The following is a 16998-nucleotide window of genomic DNA, read 5'->3' on the forward strand; positions in this document are numbered from 1 at the left end:
ATATAATAGATATAAATCACTATATGTAGTATGTAGGCATAAAATATTCTCAAAGCCAGCATTGAATTTAAAATGAACGGTTTATTCGGGGAGGTTGATTGCAGACATGGCATCCAACAATACAGGAACGAACCAACAAGTGAAGCATCATGAGAATAAACGTAAGCTGGAAGGGCTCAGCGAGAAAATATTTCTGGATCGGTACGCATGGAAGGACGCCGATTCAAATCATGCAAAAGTCGGAGATGTTGTACTTGTATTAACGAAAGATGATCCCAAGTTTCCGGTGAAGGAAGTTGGTGAGATTGTTGAACGGCAGGCACAACTAGTTAAAGTGCGGACACGTAGCGATACGATCATCGAGACCGATGTGGAAAAGTTGACACTTACGATAGAGAAAACACCGGAAGAGATGTGGGATCGTCTTGCCCGAGCGATGGCAGCTGTTGAATCGACACCTGAACAACAGGCTGTTTGGGAGAAAAAGTTTCGCTTGGTGCTGGATGACTGGAAACTGGTTCCTGGTGGACGTATTGCTGCTGGTGCAGGGGCCAGTGATGAGTTGACGCTGTTTAACTGTTATGTCATTCCTTCTCCGCAAGACAGCCGGGGCGGCATCATGAAGACGTTGACCGAAATGACTGAAATTATGGCTCGCGGCGGTGGCGTGGGTATCAATCTATCATCCCTTCGTCCGCGGCGGGCTGTGGTGAAAGGTGTGAACGGCTCGTCCAGCGGATCGGTATCCTGGGGCGGTTTGTTCAGTTATACGACGGGGCTTATCGAACAAGGCGGTAGCCGCAGGGGTGCGCTGATGCTGATGATGAACGATTGGCACCCGGACGTGCTGGATTTTATTACGGTTAAACAAACGATGGGGCAAGTGACCAATGCCAATCTGTCGGTCTGCGTAAGCAATGCGTTCATGGAGGCTGTGAAGCAGGACGGTGATTGGGAGCTTGTTTTTCCCGATACGAGTGACCCGGACTATGATTCGGAGTGGGATGGGGATCTGACCAAATGGAAAGAGTCCGGCCATAACGTTATTCCATACCGGACAGTGAAGGCACGTGAAATATGGCATACGATTATTGAATCTGCCTGGAAATCAGCCGAACCCGGTGTTGTATTTATGGAGTATTACAATCAGATGTCGAACAGCTGGTATTTTAATCCGATCATCTGTACTAATCCTTGTGGGGAACAGGGCCTTCCAGGCTGGGGCGTATGTAACTTGTCGGCAATCAATTTGTCCAAATTCTATGATGAAACAAACCACGATGTGGCATGGGAAGAGCTGGCGGAAACGACGCGAATTTCGGCAAGATTTCTGGACAATGTGATTGACGCGACGCCGTATCATTTTGAAGAAAATCGATTAAATCAGCAGCGTGAACGCCGGGTGGGGCTAGGAACCATGGGACTTGCGGAGCTGATGATCAAACTGCGTATCCGTTATGGCAGTCTGGAATCGCTCGATTTTCTCAATAAACTGTATGGATTTATAGCAAAGGAAGCCTATCTCGCTTCAGCGGAGATTGCCGCGGAGAAGGGTGCGTTCCCGGCGTTTGAGGTAGAGCCTTACTTACAGAGTGGATTTATGAGACAGATGACGGAGGCGTACCCGGAGGTTGAAGAAGCGATCCGTCAAAAAGGAATTCGTAACGTGACGCTGATTACTCAGGCGCCTACGGGAAGTACTGGAACGATGGTGGGCACATCGACTGGCATTGAGCCGTATTTTGCTTTTAAGTATTTTCGCCAGAGCCGTCTTGGGTATGATGAACAGTTTGTGCCGATTGCCGAGGAGTGGCTGGAGCAACATCCTGGTGAGTTCCTACCGGATTATTATGTGACGGCGATGGATCTTTCGGCCGAAAATCATATTCGCGTGCAAGCTGCCATTCAGAAGTGGGTGGACAGTTCAATCTCGAAAACGGCAAATTGTCCTTCTGATTTTACGGTGCAGGATACGGCAGAGCTGTATGAGCTAGCTTTTGATCTAGGTTGTAAAGGGGTAACGATCTATCGGGACGGCAGTAGAGATGTTCAGGTACTTTCTACTTCGAAGAAAGAAGACACCGTTTCGGTAGCGAGTTTGGCGTATGCAGAGCGGGAGAACAGCTTGCCATCTCTGGGAGAACAGATAACGCATGTGGTGGATAAACAGTATAAACGTCGCCCTGAAGTATTGCGCGGAGCAACGTATAAGATGCATACGCCGTTCGGCATGGCCTATATTACGATTAATGATCTGGAGGGAACACCCGGCGAAATTTTCCTCAACGTAGGCAAGGCAGGCTCAGACGTGTTTGCGATGGCGGAGGCACTGGGCCGGGTATGCTCTCTATTCCTGAGATATGGCGATCATGGCCATAAGGTGGAGTTGCTTATCAAACATCTGAAAGGCATCGGAGGTTCAGGGGCTATTGGATTTGGAGCTAACCGTGTGGAATCCATTGCGGATGCTGTCGCGAAAGCGTTGGAAATCCATGTTCAGATGAATGAGGAGATTGGAGTGAAGAATCCGAACAGTGCTAACCGTGTGAACAGCAGCAACAATACAAAGGGAGTTCTGCTGAACACGCAGACACCGACCTCACAACTGGACGATGCGGGAGGCGATGGGCAAAAGGCTTTTATCCAATCTATCGACTTATGTCCTTCATGCGGCTCGGCATCCTTGATCAATGTAGAAGGGTGTAAAACATGCAGTAACTGCGGATACAGCAAGTGTAATTAAGCTATTTCAGAACAAATCCAGAATCAATTATTGCTCTAATGAGCCTGAACAGGGATTATTAACTTAAAAAGTGTTCAGACGAAGTGCTGACTTACCAGCACTTCGTTTTTTGTGTTGCTAGACTTCAATTGAACTGTCACAGTGTACATCGAATCTAGTTTCACCTGAATTATTTGATCATTAGACATCCCTTTAATCTTAAATATGTTAAAATAAGGACGTTGTTCTTACAAATCCAGTTAAAAGAGGCACATATTCTGTTCAAATTAATGTTCATGACAGGTTCTGGACGAAGGAAGGAGGTAGCATCTATCATGAATCAACATTGGAAAAAGTACTTGTTTTTGTTTGCTGTAATCGTACCGATCTCGGTAGGTACCATTTTTACGCTCCCATATCATCATCGATATATTGCAGTAGCTATATTTCCACCGCTATTCTGGGTGCTCTACTATTCATGGATCACATTAGAAAGAAAACGAGATCGTTAGTGAGGGAGGGTGAGAAAGTAACAATGAAGGCACTGTTAACATTAAAAGAAGCTTCCAAGAAATATGGTAGGCGAGACATTTTAACAGATATTTCGCTTACGATTAGTCGAGGAGATTGTATTATTTTAAGAGGAAATAATGGATCCGGGAAAAGTACATTGCTCCGAATGGTGAGTGGATTAATCCCCTTAAGTTCGGGACAAAGGTTACTTGATCATACGAATCTAGTGATTGGATATACGCCTGATCGATTATCTAAACTAAGGATGACTTCGACGGAGTATTTGACTTACATGGGCAGAATATCAGGTATGACTAAGAAAGAACTGAAAGAACGTATCAAGGAGTTGCATGATTTGTTTTGTCTTGAACAAAGTAATCAGTTGAAGATGAGTCATTTCTCAAAAGGAATGTTGCAAAAAACAAATGTAATGCAAGCTATGATTAAGCCGCCAGACCTCCTGGTATTGGATGAGCCCTTCTCAGGATTGGATGAAGAATCAACGAGGCATTTGCTTCATTCTCTGAAGAAGATTAAGGAAGAAGGTACATCGATTTTGGCAGCCGTGCACGATCCATTATTAGCAAGTCAATTGGAAAGCAACACATATTGGATTCATCAAGGAAGAGTAAGCAAGGAGAGTATAAACACGTCTTCCGAACAGAAGGTTGTATATTTTGAACTGGAAGGCAGCATAGATTTAAGCGTTGTTGATCATCTTCTTGAATCTTTCCCCGATATTACATATAAAAGAAACCAAAGTGGTTATACGCTCATCACTTTTATGTACAAAGATTATAGTAGCTTTTTAACCGAATTTATAAATAAAGGCGGCGAGATTGTTAGCTTAACCAGAAAGGAGCTAGGCTCGTGATCTCATTACTGTCATATTTACATACTTGTTTCATGCGTTCTTATCGTTATGGTCCAGCTACCTTTGTATTTTTTATAGGGATCATTTTCGTATATAGTGTCGTTCCAAATCCAGTAATGGCTAGTTATGCATTTTCAACAACATTTATTTTTATTATTTCTGCTGTCATTTGTTATACGTTGATTGATATGGAAACGACAAATCAGGAAGCGGTGACGGTATTGCATAGTGGCAGTTTAGTAAAACTTTATGTTGCAAAATTGTTGTATTGCTGGCTTTTTACCATTCCACTCGCTCTGTATGCCGTTTCTTTCCCAGCCATTTTTCAAAAGTTTGATCGAAATCCGAGTGTTGAAGAGCTAGGCATGGCCCTGATTTATCATATGGTTTCATCTTGGCTGGGAGTCGCTTTAGCCTGTTGGTTTAGTTCTAAGTTTATTCGTTCCCGCGTCATGTCTTTTTTAATGTTGAGTGTGCTCATTGTTATTACACTTTCAATACAAGGTATAGAGAATATGTTGCCAGACGGATTTAAAGCCATGATTTTTTTGTTGCCTCCTCTAAATAGTACTATAGATGTGTTAATTAATTATGATGCGCAAAGTTTATTTAAGAAGCTACTGGTAACAATTATACCGCTCGTATATGGTGCAATTACAGCAGGTTTATTTGTTTTAATGATTCACAGACGCAAGCTGGATGCAATGCATTGATTCTCCCGTTCCACCTCTAGAGTCCTAGGAAGGAAGAAGCAATTATAAGCAAAACTTTCAATCCGCTCTGAGTTAGGTTTATAATGGATAGTGGCTGCTGAGCAAGTCGGCGGTCTTTTTCTATTGAACAAGCTCAGGTAATTATGTCCAGTCGATGAAAAGTACTATATTAAACATTAAATATAGAGTATGATTTTACAGCTGATTATGCTGGCAGAAAAGGTTACATCGGTTAAACGGGTTTGTAACTATTCTTGTCAATTATGAAGTTGTTTTCAGGCGTATAATGCTAAACGTAATCGTGAACGCACGAGAAAATATAAGTTAAATAGACAATCGATACAACTAAATCTATAGGCAATTCGTCTTCTTTATGTTGTAAATGAAAGATGGAAGGTGCAATACGTATGTTAATAACAACCAGAATGAGCCAGTGTAAGAGGATGCCCCGATCTCGATGGATGTGGACTCGCAGTAACAAGGAGGGGCGCGCATGTCACAATCAGTGAAAAAAAACAGGCATATGAACGGACTGGATGGCTTACGAGCCATCGCGGTACTTGGCGTAATTGCTTATCATTTAAATTTGGATTTCATTCCGGGCGGGCTGCTCGGTGTAGGTATATTTTTTGTTCTGTCAGGCTATCTGATTACCGATATTTTGTTATCCCAGTGGCGGGAACATGGGCGCATTGCGCTTGGAGATTTCTGGTTAAGGCGGTTTAGGCGCTTGTTGCCTGGCATGCTGACCATGACAGCGGTTGTGATGCTCTGGCTGTTATGTACAGACTCGTCCCGGCTTGCTTCACTCAAAGGGGATATCTTATCCGGTGTTACGTACATAAGTAATTGGTGGTATATCTTTCACCATGTTTCGTATTTTGAAAGTTTCGGTCCGCCATCACCTTTTGGACATTTCTGGTCACTGGCTGTTGAGGAGCAGTTTTATCTGCTTTGGCCACTTCTGTTAATTGCAGGGATCGTGTTGTTCAAAAGAAAGGGATGGCTGGTCGTCTCCATTGTCGTTGCAGCCGAACTTTCAGCTGGCGCCATGGCCATCATGTATAACCCGGATTTGGACCCGAGCCGTGTATATTATGGAACAGATACCCGTGCATTTGCCCTGCTTGCCGGGGCCGCGTTAGCTGTAGTCTGGCCGAGCCGCAAGCTGTCCGGCACATTGCCTGCGATGAATCGACTTGCATTGGATGCATCGGGAGTTGCTGCCTTAGCGGTGCTTATCTATATGATGCTGAATACGAGCGAATACGACTCGTTCCTCTATCAGGGGGGCATGGTGATACAAGCGATTGCCGCAACCCTGCTGGTGGCAGTACTTGCCCATCCTTCGTCTTTGCTGGCACGGATTATTGGGGCAAAACCATTGCGCTGGATTGGTGAACGTTCGTATGGAATATATCTGTGGCATTATCCGATTATTGTTCTGACCAGTCCTGTTGTAGATACAGGCGGTGCACATCCTGTACGTATGTTGCTACAAGTCGTTGCAACGGTTGTACTTGCATCGATGTCGTTAAAATATATTGAAAACCCGATTCGTTATAACGGATTTCGGGATTCCTTGTCAAAACTGTGGGGAAGAGGACGCACCTCTTTCGTTCCCCGTCAGGTATGGTGGAAACGAACAGGCCTGCTGATGACGTTCCTGTTATTATGTTATGCCATATCACAGACGGTACTGCCCGTAGCAGCCAATTCAGATTCACATTCGGTGTCCCTGTCTACGGTGTTCAATGGCGAAAAGTCTGCTGAAGAAAAGGGCCAGGACGTTGTACCCGTTACAACAAAACCTTCGGATTCCGGGCAAAAGAATCCATCTGTTCAGTCAGGTACGGAGTCGACGTCAGACGGGAAAACGGATGGGAGCCACAAGCCTGGAACTGCATCTGCAGATGGATCCAAATCGGCCAAGCCGGACGATTCATCCAGCGATAGCCGGGATGAGGGCAACTCTCCCTCTAATCCTGACAATAATCCTGCTTCCAATTCAGCGGATTCAGGCAACAAAGAAACCGCCCCATCGGGTTCGAAACCAGATGAAGGCACAACTGATGCAACGGATTCAGGGGCAACGGATAAACCTGCGACACCTGTCACGAAGAATGGAAAAGTCCAATATACAATTATCGGAGATTCCGTTATTCTGGACGCCAAGCCTTATCTGGAGCAGAGCATATCCGGTGTGTACGTAGATGGCCATGTCGGCCGTCAGATGTGGCAGGCCGGGGATGTACTGAGGGATCTGAAGCGTAACAAGCAAATGGGCAGTGAGGTTGTGCTGGAGCTTGGAACAAACGGTTCATTTAATTCCAAAAATTTAAAAACTGTACTTGACGGCTTAAAGGATAAAACCCGGGTATACCTCGTTACGGTACGTGTGCCGCGTCCTTGGGAGCGAACGGTGAACAAGGCTCTGACGGATGCAGCCTCCAGTTACAGCAATGTTTCTCTTATTGACTGGAATCAGGCAAGCGAAGGACATGACGAATATTTTGAAAAAGACGGGGTGCATCTGACCGTCGAAGGTTCGGAAGCTTTTGCAGCGCTGGTAAAAAGCAGTCTTCAATAACAGAGGATTAACTTATAGACCTTTATATTATATATACTATAGAACTTATCGAATTATTGTATCTTATAACCACGCGTTAAAAGTATTTCAAATGGAGTGTACACTGATTTTCAAAGTCTCTCCCTGAGAGTGATGTAATTGGAGTTATTTTTGACTTCATGACATTGTCTTGGGGAGGGCTTTTTTGGTATGTACACAGGGAACCGATATTATTCACCCCTGTATCCGTGAATCGTCACCTTACAATATGATAGCGTTACCATTTACAATACAAATATTAAATGCTCAAGGGGGAGTATAACGATGTGGAAAAAGTGGTTTTCAGGCATGCTCGCACTAACCTTGTTTGCCGTTATCCTGGCAGGGTGCACAAGCGGGGATTCTTCCGAAGCTGGCAGCGGCAGTGACAAAGTCTCGGTGACTATCTGGCATAACTGGACTGGACAGGATGCCAAAGCGGTGGCGATGCGGAAAATAATCGAAGATTTCCGTACAGCGCATCCAGACATCGAAGTGGTGGATGAAGGCTTGCCAACGGACGGACTTAAGACAAGACTGCGCACAGTTGCGGCAGCCAACGAGATGCCGGATCTGTTCGTGATGTGGCCGGATGCAATGACGAAGGAGTTCGTAAAAGGAGATCTGTTGCAGCCGATCAACGCAGAACTGGATGCGAAGCCGGAATGGAAAGACAATTTTATTCCAAATGCACTGGATGGATATACGGTGGACAGCAATATTTATTCCGTTCCGATGAATCTGGCGCCCAGCTCTTTTATTTATTACAATGAGGCACTCTTCAAAGAGAATAACGTAAAGGTTCCTGAAACGTGGGCTGAATTGGAACAGGCGGTTGCTTCGTTTAACGAAAAAGGAATCATTCCGATGGCTCTCGGTAACAAAACGAACTGGGTTGCCCAGTCTACCATTTTCAGTACGCTGGCTGATCGGGTGACGGGTACAGACTGGTTTTTGAAAGCCGTAGCTCAGGATGGTGCAAGTTTCACTGATCCGCAATTTGTTGAAGCGCTGAAGAAAATGCAGGAGCTTGGGAACATGAAGGCATTTCAGGACGGATTCAACAGTATTGATGAAACCCAGATGATGCAACTATATTTTCAAGGGAAAACTGCGATGGTCATGAACGGCGGGTGGGCGCTCGCCAACCTCGTTAACAATGCACCGGAAGACGTGTTAAAAAATACACATATTACGATTCTGCCTCCTGTGGAGGGCGGCAAGGGTGAACCAAGAACAACATCAGGAGTCGTTGGAACGGGTCTTGGTGTCAGCAAAAAGCTGAGTGGTGCTCAAAAAGACGCAGCGATGGAGCTGTTCTATGCACTGGCTGGTCCGGACGGTCAAAAAGCTACGCTGGATAGCAGTACACTCGTCAGCTACAACATTGATCTGGATAAGTCCAAAGCTCATCCGTTGTTTGTAGAATTGTACGATCTAATGCAGGAAGTGAAGATTACGCCGGTATACGATTCCAAACTGGGATCGGCTACGGTTGAGGTGATTAATAACGGGTTACAGGAGCTGCTGATGGGCGGCAAAGCGGAAGATATTGCAGGCCGAATTCAAGCAGCTCAAGCGAATGCGATGAAACAATAGGTTGTTTCCTGCTTCTGGAGGCTGATTAACCTAAGGATAAGTCATTCCCCTTCCCGGCAGGGGAGGGGTTTTTAGGTAAGAGATACAGTCCGATACCGGACAGATTAGATAGGCAATAGAAAGGCAATACGAGGGGAAGTGAAGCCATTGAACGCATTACAAAATCGGCGTTTTATTATGCTGGGGCTTGCTCCGGCAGTCATTATCTATGCATTGTTTGTGTTTGTGCCTGTTGTATGGTCTGCATATTACGGTTTTTTTAACTGGTCTGGCATTGGGGCATCGACGTACATTGGCCTGAGCAACTATGTGGAAATCTGGAATGACGCGATCTTTTGGCGGGCTTTGAAAAATAATGTCATTTTTGTGCTAGCTTCGGTATTTGGCCAGATTCCATTAGCACTTATGTTGGCAGTGATGTTACACAAAAGCAACCCGCTCCAGCGTTTTCTGCGCTCGGCCGTATTTCTGCCGATGGTATTGTCAACGGTTGTGATCGGCATGATCTGGCAGTATATCTACCATCCACAGATCGGTATCTTGAATTTCCTGCTGGATGCGATAGGGCTTGAAAGCTGGAAGCTGCAATGGCTGTCCGATGCGAAGATCGCGATATTTTCTCTAGTGCCGCCCTTGCTCTGGAGTTTTGTTGGACTGTATCTGATTATTTTCATCTCTGCTCTGCAGAACATTCCGGGGGAGATCCATGACGCGGCCAAAATAGATGGCGCATCTGGAATACGCAAACTGGTTTCCATTTCTCTGCCGATGATTTGGGGCACGGTACAAGTTGCGATTATCTTATGTATTTCAGGCAGTCTGAAATCGTTCGATCTGGTCTATATCATGACAAAAGGTGGGCCGGCTCACGCAACGGAGTTGCTCGCTACGTATATGTATAACTCTACGTTTACAACGTACCGATATGGTTTCGGTAGTGCGATCTCCACAACGATTGTTCTGATTTCCTTGCTGCTCATCGGAACAAGCCAGTGGGTGACCAGTCGGAAGCGTAACGAAAACCGATAGAGAGGAGGCACATTTATGCGTACAACACCTGTGACTATTCCAACACCGCAAGGCCATGCAGGGCATTCCATTCGGCAGATTCGCAAAGGAATCCTTTGGACGCTGCTGACGGTCTATGGTATTTTAACATTGTATCCGTTTTATTGGCTTGTGATTAGTGCGTTCAAAACGAATGAGGATTTCTACAGCAGACCCTTTGGTCTACCGGCACACTGGAATGTGGTCAATTTTACAAATGCCTGGGAAAGTTCGAAGCTCGGAACAGCCTTCGGCAATTCACTAACCGTATCGATTGGCTCGCTGATCCTGACGCTGTTTATCGCGGCACTGGCTTCATTCATTCTGGCGCGATTCCAGTTTCGCTGGAAAGGGCTGATTATGACGTTTTTCGTTGTAGGCATGCTCATCCCGATTCATAGCACACTCGTTCCGTTGTTTATTTTGATGAAACAGATGTCCTTGCTCAATACGTATTGGGCTTTGATCCTGCCGTATACTGCGTTTGCCTTGCCAACAGCAATCTTTGTGTTGACAGCTTATCTGGTCAGCATTCCGCGCGATATTGAAGAGGCAGCTTTTATGGATGGAACCGGACTTTGGGGACTTTTTACCCGGATCATGCTTCCCATGTCGCTTCCTGCACTGTCTACGGTGACCATTTTGAGTTTTTTACATGCGTGGAACGACTTTTCCTTTGCCCTTGTATTCATTAATAAAACGGGACTGAAAACGTTACCGCTTGCCATTGCAAACTTTGCAGATGGATATCAGACCGATTATGGTCTAACGCTTGCTGCCATGACCCTGTCCGTTATTCCTACCATCATTGTCTATTTAATCTTTCAGGAACAGGTGATGAAGGGCATGACAGCAGGTGCAGTCAAAGGGTAAGCGAGGGGCGCATCCAAAGGAGGAACAGAGTTGGTTCGCTGGCTTACATCTTCACTGCAACGGAAGCTGTCCGTCGTTGTCACAGCTTCGATGATTGTGCCACTTGTAGCGCTTGGACTATTTGCTTTCCTGTTTGCCTCACGCATCACGGAGGAAAAAACGAAGCTATCGGGGATGGATACGCTCAAGCAAGTGGAAGCGAATCTTCGTTATATGCTCCAGGATGCGGAGAATTTATCAATTTTCCTCATTGGAGAACGGGATATTCAGCAATATTTAAGCCGCGATGAGGATCATGAAGCCGATCGCTTGGATATTGTGGGCCGAATGACCAATCTGGCTGCATCCAAAAAGTACATTGCGAACATTGCCATTTATCCTGGGCGCTTTGATGCTGCGTTGTCCACGGCCACTTGGTATGAACCGGACGGAGGTAGTCTGTTTTCCCCATCTCTTCCTAGTGGAAACGCGGATAAAAGGTGGACGGGTGTATATCCCATTCGCAATTATGCCGGAATTCAAAATGTCATTACGTTGATCAGGCCAATTCGCAGCATCCACAATTATCGTCCCATCGGCTGGCTTAGCATCAGTTTAAATGAAAATGCGATCTCTAAAGGGTGGCCGGCGTTTGGACTGGGTAGAGGGGAAGGTAGCCTTGAACTGATTGGCAACACAGGAGAGGTTCTGTCCTCCATGGATAAATCCAGGCTTGGGCTACATGTATCTGATCTCGAACCGGGACTGATTACGCGCATTCAGAAGGGGCATAGTAGGACGACTACGTATGGTGAGGAAGAAAGAAAACGTACGGTACTTTATTACCCTGAGGAACTGACGGGGTGGACGCTGGTTGGTATGGTTCCTTATGAGCAATACCGTTCAGAGAATAGTTACATTATCATTTTGACAGCAATTGCGGTTGCCTTGTCAGCGTTAATCAGCGGTGGTTTGGTCTGGTTCACGGTTCGCAGGGTTACGAGGCCGCTGCTTGTGTTAACCAGACATTTGTCTCGAATTGATCCGAAGCGTCCCTTGCCGTTATTCCAAGCAGAAAGCGATGACGAGATTGGCAAGCTTGGGGAAAGTTACAATCTGCTTGGTGCACATATTGAATGGCTTAAGGAAGAGATCATTCGTGGGGAAGCTCGCAAAAAAGAAGCAGATCTACGTGTACTCCAGGCTCAGATTAATCCTCATTTTCTGTATAACACGCTCTCCTCCATTCATTGGATCGCGCTGATGTCCAAAGAAAACCGGATCGCGGATATGGTAGAGGGACTAAGTGATTTTCTACGAATCAGTTTGAATAAGGGACAGGATTACTGCCCGGTTGCCCAGGAGATTGCCCATATCCGTCATTATGTGAGGGTACAGTCGATTCGTTTTCCGGATCAATTCGTGCTGCATTATATTGTTGATCCTGCATTGGAGCAACGAATGATGTTAAAGCTTCTGCTACAGCCACTGGTGGAGAATGCGATGATTCACGGGATTCAACAGGCAGGAAACCAAGGCACGATAACGATTATGATTCAGAAGGATTCCGCGGTTGAGCGCATGAACATTTTGGTACTGGACGACGGTGCGGGCATGGAACTGGAGCAATTGGAGCAATTGCGGGCCAGTATTATCCCCGCGGATGGGAGTAATATGTTGCCGCAGGGCAGTCATTCCCAAGGGAAGCAACTGGGGCAGTCGTTGTCCGATGGAGGGTATGGTCTCCGTAATGTAAACGAAAGACTGTTTCTTCACTATGGGACGGATGCGTTACTTGAAATACACAGCAAAAAGGGTGGGGGCACCCGAATTTCGTTCTCCATTCCAATTCTGGAGGAATCGCCATGAGATTATTGATTGTGGACGACGAAGTCATCATTCGCACAGGGCTCGCGAGTGTGATCGCCTGGCATGAACTTGGCATTGAGATTCTTCCGCCAGCTGCTTCTGCCGAGGAGGCTATAACTCGACTAGCGGAGGAATACCCGCATATTTTGATGACCGATATTCGAATGAACGGCAAGTCGGGGCTGGAGCTAGCGGAAGAAGCACAGCATCTGCTTCCGGAGCTGGAGGTCATTATTTTATCGGGTTACGATGATTTCTCTTACGCCCAGCAAGCGATCCGTAATGGAGTCACAGACTATCTCTTGAAAACGAGCAAACCGGAAGAGATCATCAAAACGGTGCTGCAGGCCAAAGGAAGAATTACAGAACGATGGGCAGAGAAGTCCCGTGAGGGACAATTGTTACGTGAGAACCGGGAGAGGAAGTTTGCCAGATGGGTGATCGAAGGTCATACGAATTCGGGGAGTTGCCCATCCTTTCTCGCATTTGATGAGGAACATGCGCTCCCCGTTCAATCCATAGAGCAAGTTAGTGGCAACAAACGGCCTGTGAGCAGGCAAGTTGTTGTGATTGAGGCAGAGGGTTGGGGCCGCTCTTCGGATGCGCTGCTCCGGTTTGCAGTGCAGAATATGATTGAAGAAGTGCTCCCAGGAACGATTGCTCAGGTTGACAAACAATATATTGTCTGTGTTCTACCTGTGGCTTCCGAAAATGAAGTAAGCGTATACAGGATCAAGGAAGGCATAGATCGTATGGAATCATGGTTGAAATGTTCAATTTGTGCTGTGCTTGGTGAACCTGTTCATCACGCTTCTGAATTGCACCATAGTTATCAAACGGCTTTAATCGCTTTACAGTATCGTGGACTGCTGGATACCAAAGTGTGGCGGTATGAAGAGGTCAAGGGCAGGCGAGGTGGCAAAACGGTGTTGACACATGAGGAGGAGACCACCCTCGGTACGTTGCTCATGGACAATGATCCAGTCACGCTTACAACATGGATACGTGAACTGATTACGAGGTTGATTGCAGAACCTGATGTCACACCGGGATCATATGGAGCTTGTCTACATTCGGTGATCATTGCAGGACACCGCTGGCTGGCGCGAACACTTCACGCGATTGGAAGGGAACAACCCTCCAGGCTTGAGCCTTGGACCCCTGAAACCGACAAGAAACCGGCAGAGATCGGGGATGAATTGTTCCACCATTTATATGATGTGATGCAGGCATATCACAGTCGTATGGGACTAGGGCAGGCCGCACATGTGCAGAAAGCGATAGGTTATATTGAGAATGCACTGGCACAGGATATTAGCTTGCAGCAGGTGGCCGGACAGGTTCATTTGCATCCAGGACATCTTAGTGAATTGTTTAAAAAAGAAATGGGTGTAACCTTTGGTGACTTTGTTACAGATATGAGGATCAGGCGGGCAATGGATATGCTCGTTGTGTCTCCGGCAAAGGTCAGTGAAATTGCAGCAATTAGCGGTTATGAGGATGTGAAGTATTTCAGCAGACTGTTCAAAAAGCATACAGGCAAAACACCGAGTGAATACCGGGAGCAGGCACTTGCATTTAAATCTTCAGGCAGCTAGACGGGAGGAGCAGGAGTACAATGGTCAACGTTTGTCGTACAAGTCAGGATTTATCAGGACAGTGGAAGATACAACATTACGAGGTTGGAGAAAAGCGAGCAATGGATGTTGCCGCTGCAACGCTGGATGACCGATTCTGGATCGGGGCAACCGTGCCTGGTGATGTTCATGGGGCACTTGCAGAGCGAGGCATTATAGATGCGATTTATTTTGGACATAACGATGTCAAGAGTCGCTGGATCGAGCAGAAGGAGTGGTGGTATCGCACCACCTTTAATTTGGACGCGGGTGCATCTTCCGAGGAACGTATTGAACTTGTGTTTGAAGGCTTGGACACGTTTGCAACGGTATACATCAATGGACATGAGGTTGGACAAACCGCTAATATGCTGATGTCTCATACATTTGATGTGACAGGTCTAGTGCGAAGCGGCTGGAATGCGATTGCGGTACTCTTTGACCCGCTTCATCTTCATCATCGTGACAAGGAGACGTTTGATTGGTCTTCGTATACGAAAGAACGCCCGTGGCTGCGTAAAGCGGCTATGAATTTTGGCTGGGACTGGGGGCCACGCATCGTTACCGTAGGGATCTGGGGAGCGGTTCGTCTGGAGCGCAGCACGATTGCCAAACTGCAACATGTGTATGCCCGAACCAACGCTGTAAGCAAGGAACAGGCTCAAGTACAAGTCACTGTAGAGGTACAATCTGTTTTATCTTTGCGTAGCAAGCAAAAACGGACACAACCAGTTGTGACCAATTGTGATATCCGTCTTCTGGATCAGCACGGAGAGGTAGTAGCCAGCGTTATTTCTTTGCCTGTGGAACAGGGAAGAGCAGATGTAACGTTAGATGTGGCTCATCCCTGCTTATGGTGGACTCATGATCTGGGGGAACCCTACCTGTACACACTTGAAGTTACGCTGTATGCAGATGATGTGGCAGTGGATCGGTACTGTCAGTCATATGGCATACGGACGATTGAGCTAGCTCTGCATAATGAGCAGGGAGAGAGCCGGTTTGCTTTTATCCTGAACGGGGTCAAAATCTACGCCAAGGGAGCAAACTGGATACCTGCCGATCAGCTGATTGGAACGATTCCGAAGTCACGGTACCGCGAGCTTGTGGAACTGGCTGTTGAAGCACATATGAACATGCTGCGTGTGTGGGCAGGCGGCATCTATGAGAAAGAAGTCTTTTACGACGAATGTGATCGGCAAGGGATACTCATCTGGCAGGATTTTGCCTTTGCCAACGCCTTATTTCCGGATTTCAATCGTGACTTCATGCAAAATGTACAGCAAGAGGTCGAGAATAACGTACTTCGTTTACGTAACCGGGCTTCGCTGGCGATCTGGTGTGGCAATAATGAAATTGACTGGCTGTATGACATGAAAACAGCTAGCGGTGATATCATAAGTCCGTTCTACGGCGAACAGATTTACCATGAACTGATTCCTGAGGCATTGGAGCGGCTTGATCCATCCAGGCCGTACTGGCCTTCTTCACCTTATGGCGCAGATCATGGACAGGATGCGAATGACCCGGATACCGGAGATCGGCACAACTGGCAAGTGTGGCACGGTTCTGTATACCCGAGGAAACAGGGAGAAGTACCTGTGCTGGACTATAGCATTGAAGGAGTCACGTTCAAAAATTATAAAAAGGATCAAGCACTGTTCAGCAGTGAATTTGGCATGCATGCTTCAGCTAATCGGTATACGCTGGAGAAAAATATACCTGCCGGCCAGTTTTACTGGGGGAGTCCCGAAATGGCCTATCGCAATAAGGATACGAATCATCAGAAAGGTATTTTGCTGATGGAAGGGTACACGGGCATTCCGCAGAATATAGAGGAATATATGGACTTTTCCATGCTGACACAAGCAGAGGGTCTACGCTATGGGATAGAACATTTCAGACGAATCAATGACCGTAACAGCGGTGCGCTGGTATGGCAGCTGAATGATAGCTGGCCGGGAACAAGCTGGTCGATGATCGATTATGAGCTGCTGCCGAAGGCTTCCTTTTATTATGCCAAAACGTTCTTTCATCCTGTACTATTGTCGCTCGAGCATGAGCCAGGACATTCGCTTAACGTATGGGTAGTTAATGATACACAGGATGAAATAGGAGGACAACTTCGACTCATTGTTTATGACTTACATGGAGAGCGGCTGTATAACTCTACATATGAAGTGAAGGTGCCAGCTCAATCATCACTGCAGATTGTTGCAGTGGAGGAAGCCGAAGTACTTGGGATCAAAAGGGCGGAAGAAGTGATGGTGGAATTGCAAGCCGAAGGGTTTGTTGCACCCATGAATCGTTACTTTTTGCGTGATCCCAAAGATGTGATGTTACCGCAATCACGGCTCAGCGTTCATGTAAACGAGGAAGAACAATCCGTAACCGTTCATGCGAGTACTGCAATTGCACGTATGGTGAAGCTGGAGTTGCCGGTTGGCCGGGTTCGATTCAGTGATAACTATTTTGATCTATTGCCAGGAGAGAGCCGCACAGTAACGCTACAGCATCCAGAGATGCAAGTTTTGCCATTCACAGAACTGCGAGTAAGTGCAATGAATGCAAGTGAAGCTTGATTT

11 protein-coding genes are annotated in these 16998 nt (G+C 46.5%); all 11 read left to right on the forward strand.

The annotated features are described in order from the left end of the window. The first annotated feature begins 106 nt into the window (after positions 1 to 106). The 11 genes from Q9R46_RS05760 to Q9R46_RS05810 all read left to right on the forward strand — a co-directional run bounded on the left by Q9R46_RS05760 (position 107) and on the right by Q9R46_RS05810 (position 16995). Positions 107 to 2743 (forward strand): adenosylcobalamin-dependent ribonucleoside-diphosphate reductase, encoded by a 2637-nt coding sequence (locus Q9R46_RS05760; RefSeq protein ID WP_311279265.1) that lies wholly within the window; start codon positions 107 to 109, stop codon positions 2741 to 2743. Positions 2744 to 3057: 314 nt separating this feature from the next. Then, complete coding sequence (locus tag Q9R46_RS05765) at positions 3058 to 3234, forward strand: hypothetical protein (protein ID WP_311279266.1); 177 nt, start codon at positions 3058 to 3060, stop codon at positions 3232 to 3234. 23 nt (positions 3235 to 3257) lie between these two features. Next, positions 3258 to 4109, forward strand: coding sequence for an ABC transporter ATP-binding protein (locus tag Q9R46_RS05770; RefSeq protein WP_311279267.1), 852 nt, complete (start codon positions 3258 to 3260; stop codon positions 4107 to 4109). After that, positions 4106 to 4822 (forward strand): hypothetical protein, encoded by a 717-nt coding sequence (locus tag Q9R46_RS05775; RefSeq protein ID WP_311279268.1) that lies wholly within the window; start codon positions 4106 to 4108, stop codon positions 4820 to 4822. Before Q9R46_RS05770 ends, Q9R46_RS05775 begins: the two co-directional genes overlap by 4 nt. A gap of 493 nt (positions 4823 to 5315) precedes the next feature. After that, complete coding sequence (locus tag Q9R46_RS05780) at positions 5316 to 7412, forward strand: acyltransferase family protein (RefSeq protein ID WP_311279269.1); 2097 nt, start codon at positions 5316 to 5318, stop codon at positions 7410 to 7412. A 303-nt stretch (positions 7413 to 7715) separates the two neighbouring features. Further along, positions 7716 to 9029 carry an extracellular solute-binding protein gene (locus tag Q9R46_RS05785; protein ID WP_311279270.1) on the forward strand — a complete coding sequence of 438 codons (1314 nt, stop codon included), beginning with the start codon at positions 7716 to 7718 and terminating at the stop codon, positions 9027 to 9029. A 147-nt stretch (positions 9030 to 9176) separates the two neighbouring features. After that, positions 9177 to 10058, forward strand: a complete 882-nt coding sequence (locus Q9R46_RS05790; protein WP_311279271.1) for a carbohydrate ABC transporter permease — start codon at positions 9177 to 9179, stop codon at positions 10056 to 10058. 15 nt (positions 10059 to 10073) lie between these two features. Further along, on the forward strand, positions 10074 to 10949 hold the full coding sequence (locus tag Q9R46_RS05795; RefSeq protein WP_311279272.1) for a carbohydrate ABC transporter permease: 876 nt from the start codon (positions 10074 to 10076) through the stop codon (positions 10947 to 10949). Positions 10950 to 10979: 30 nt separating this feature from the next. Continuing rightward, positions 10980 to 12797: a sensor histidine kinase gene (locus Q9R46_RS05800; RefSeq protein ID WP_311279273.1), complete on the forward strand. Its 1818-nt coding sequence runs from the start codon at positions 10980 to 10982 to the stop codon at positions 12795 to 12797. Then, positions 12794 to 14395, forward strand: coding sequence for a helix-turn-helix domain-containing protein (locus tag Q9R46_RS05805; protein WP_311279274.1), 1602 nt, complete (start codon positions 12794 to 12796; stop codon positions 14393 to 14395). Before Q9R46_RS05800 ends, Q9R46_RS05805 begins: the two co-directional genes overlap by 4 nt. Before the next feature lie 20 nt (positions 14396 to 14415). Next, complete coding sequence (locus Q9R46_RS05810) at positions 14416 to 16995, forward strand: beta-mannosidase (RefSeq protein ID WP_311279275.1); 2580 nt, start codon at positions 14416 to 14418, stop codon at positions 16993 to 16995. Positions 16996 to 16998: the final 3 nt, after the last annotated feature.

The sequence above is a fragment of the Paenibacillus sp. RRE4 genome (assembly GCF_031844205.1).
GTDB lineage: Bacteria > Bacillota > Bacilli > Paenibacillales > Paenibacillaceae > Paenibacillus > Paenibacillus xylanexedens_B.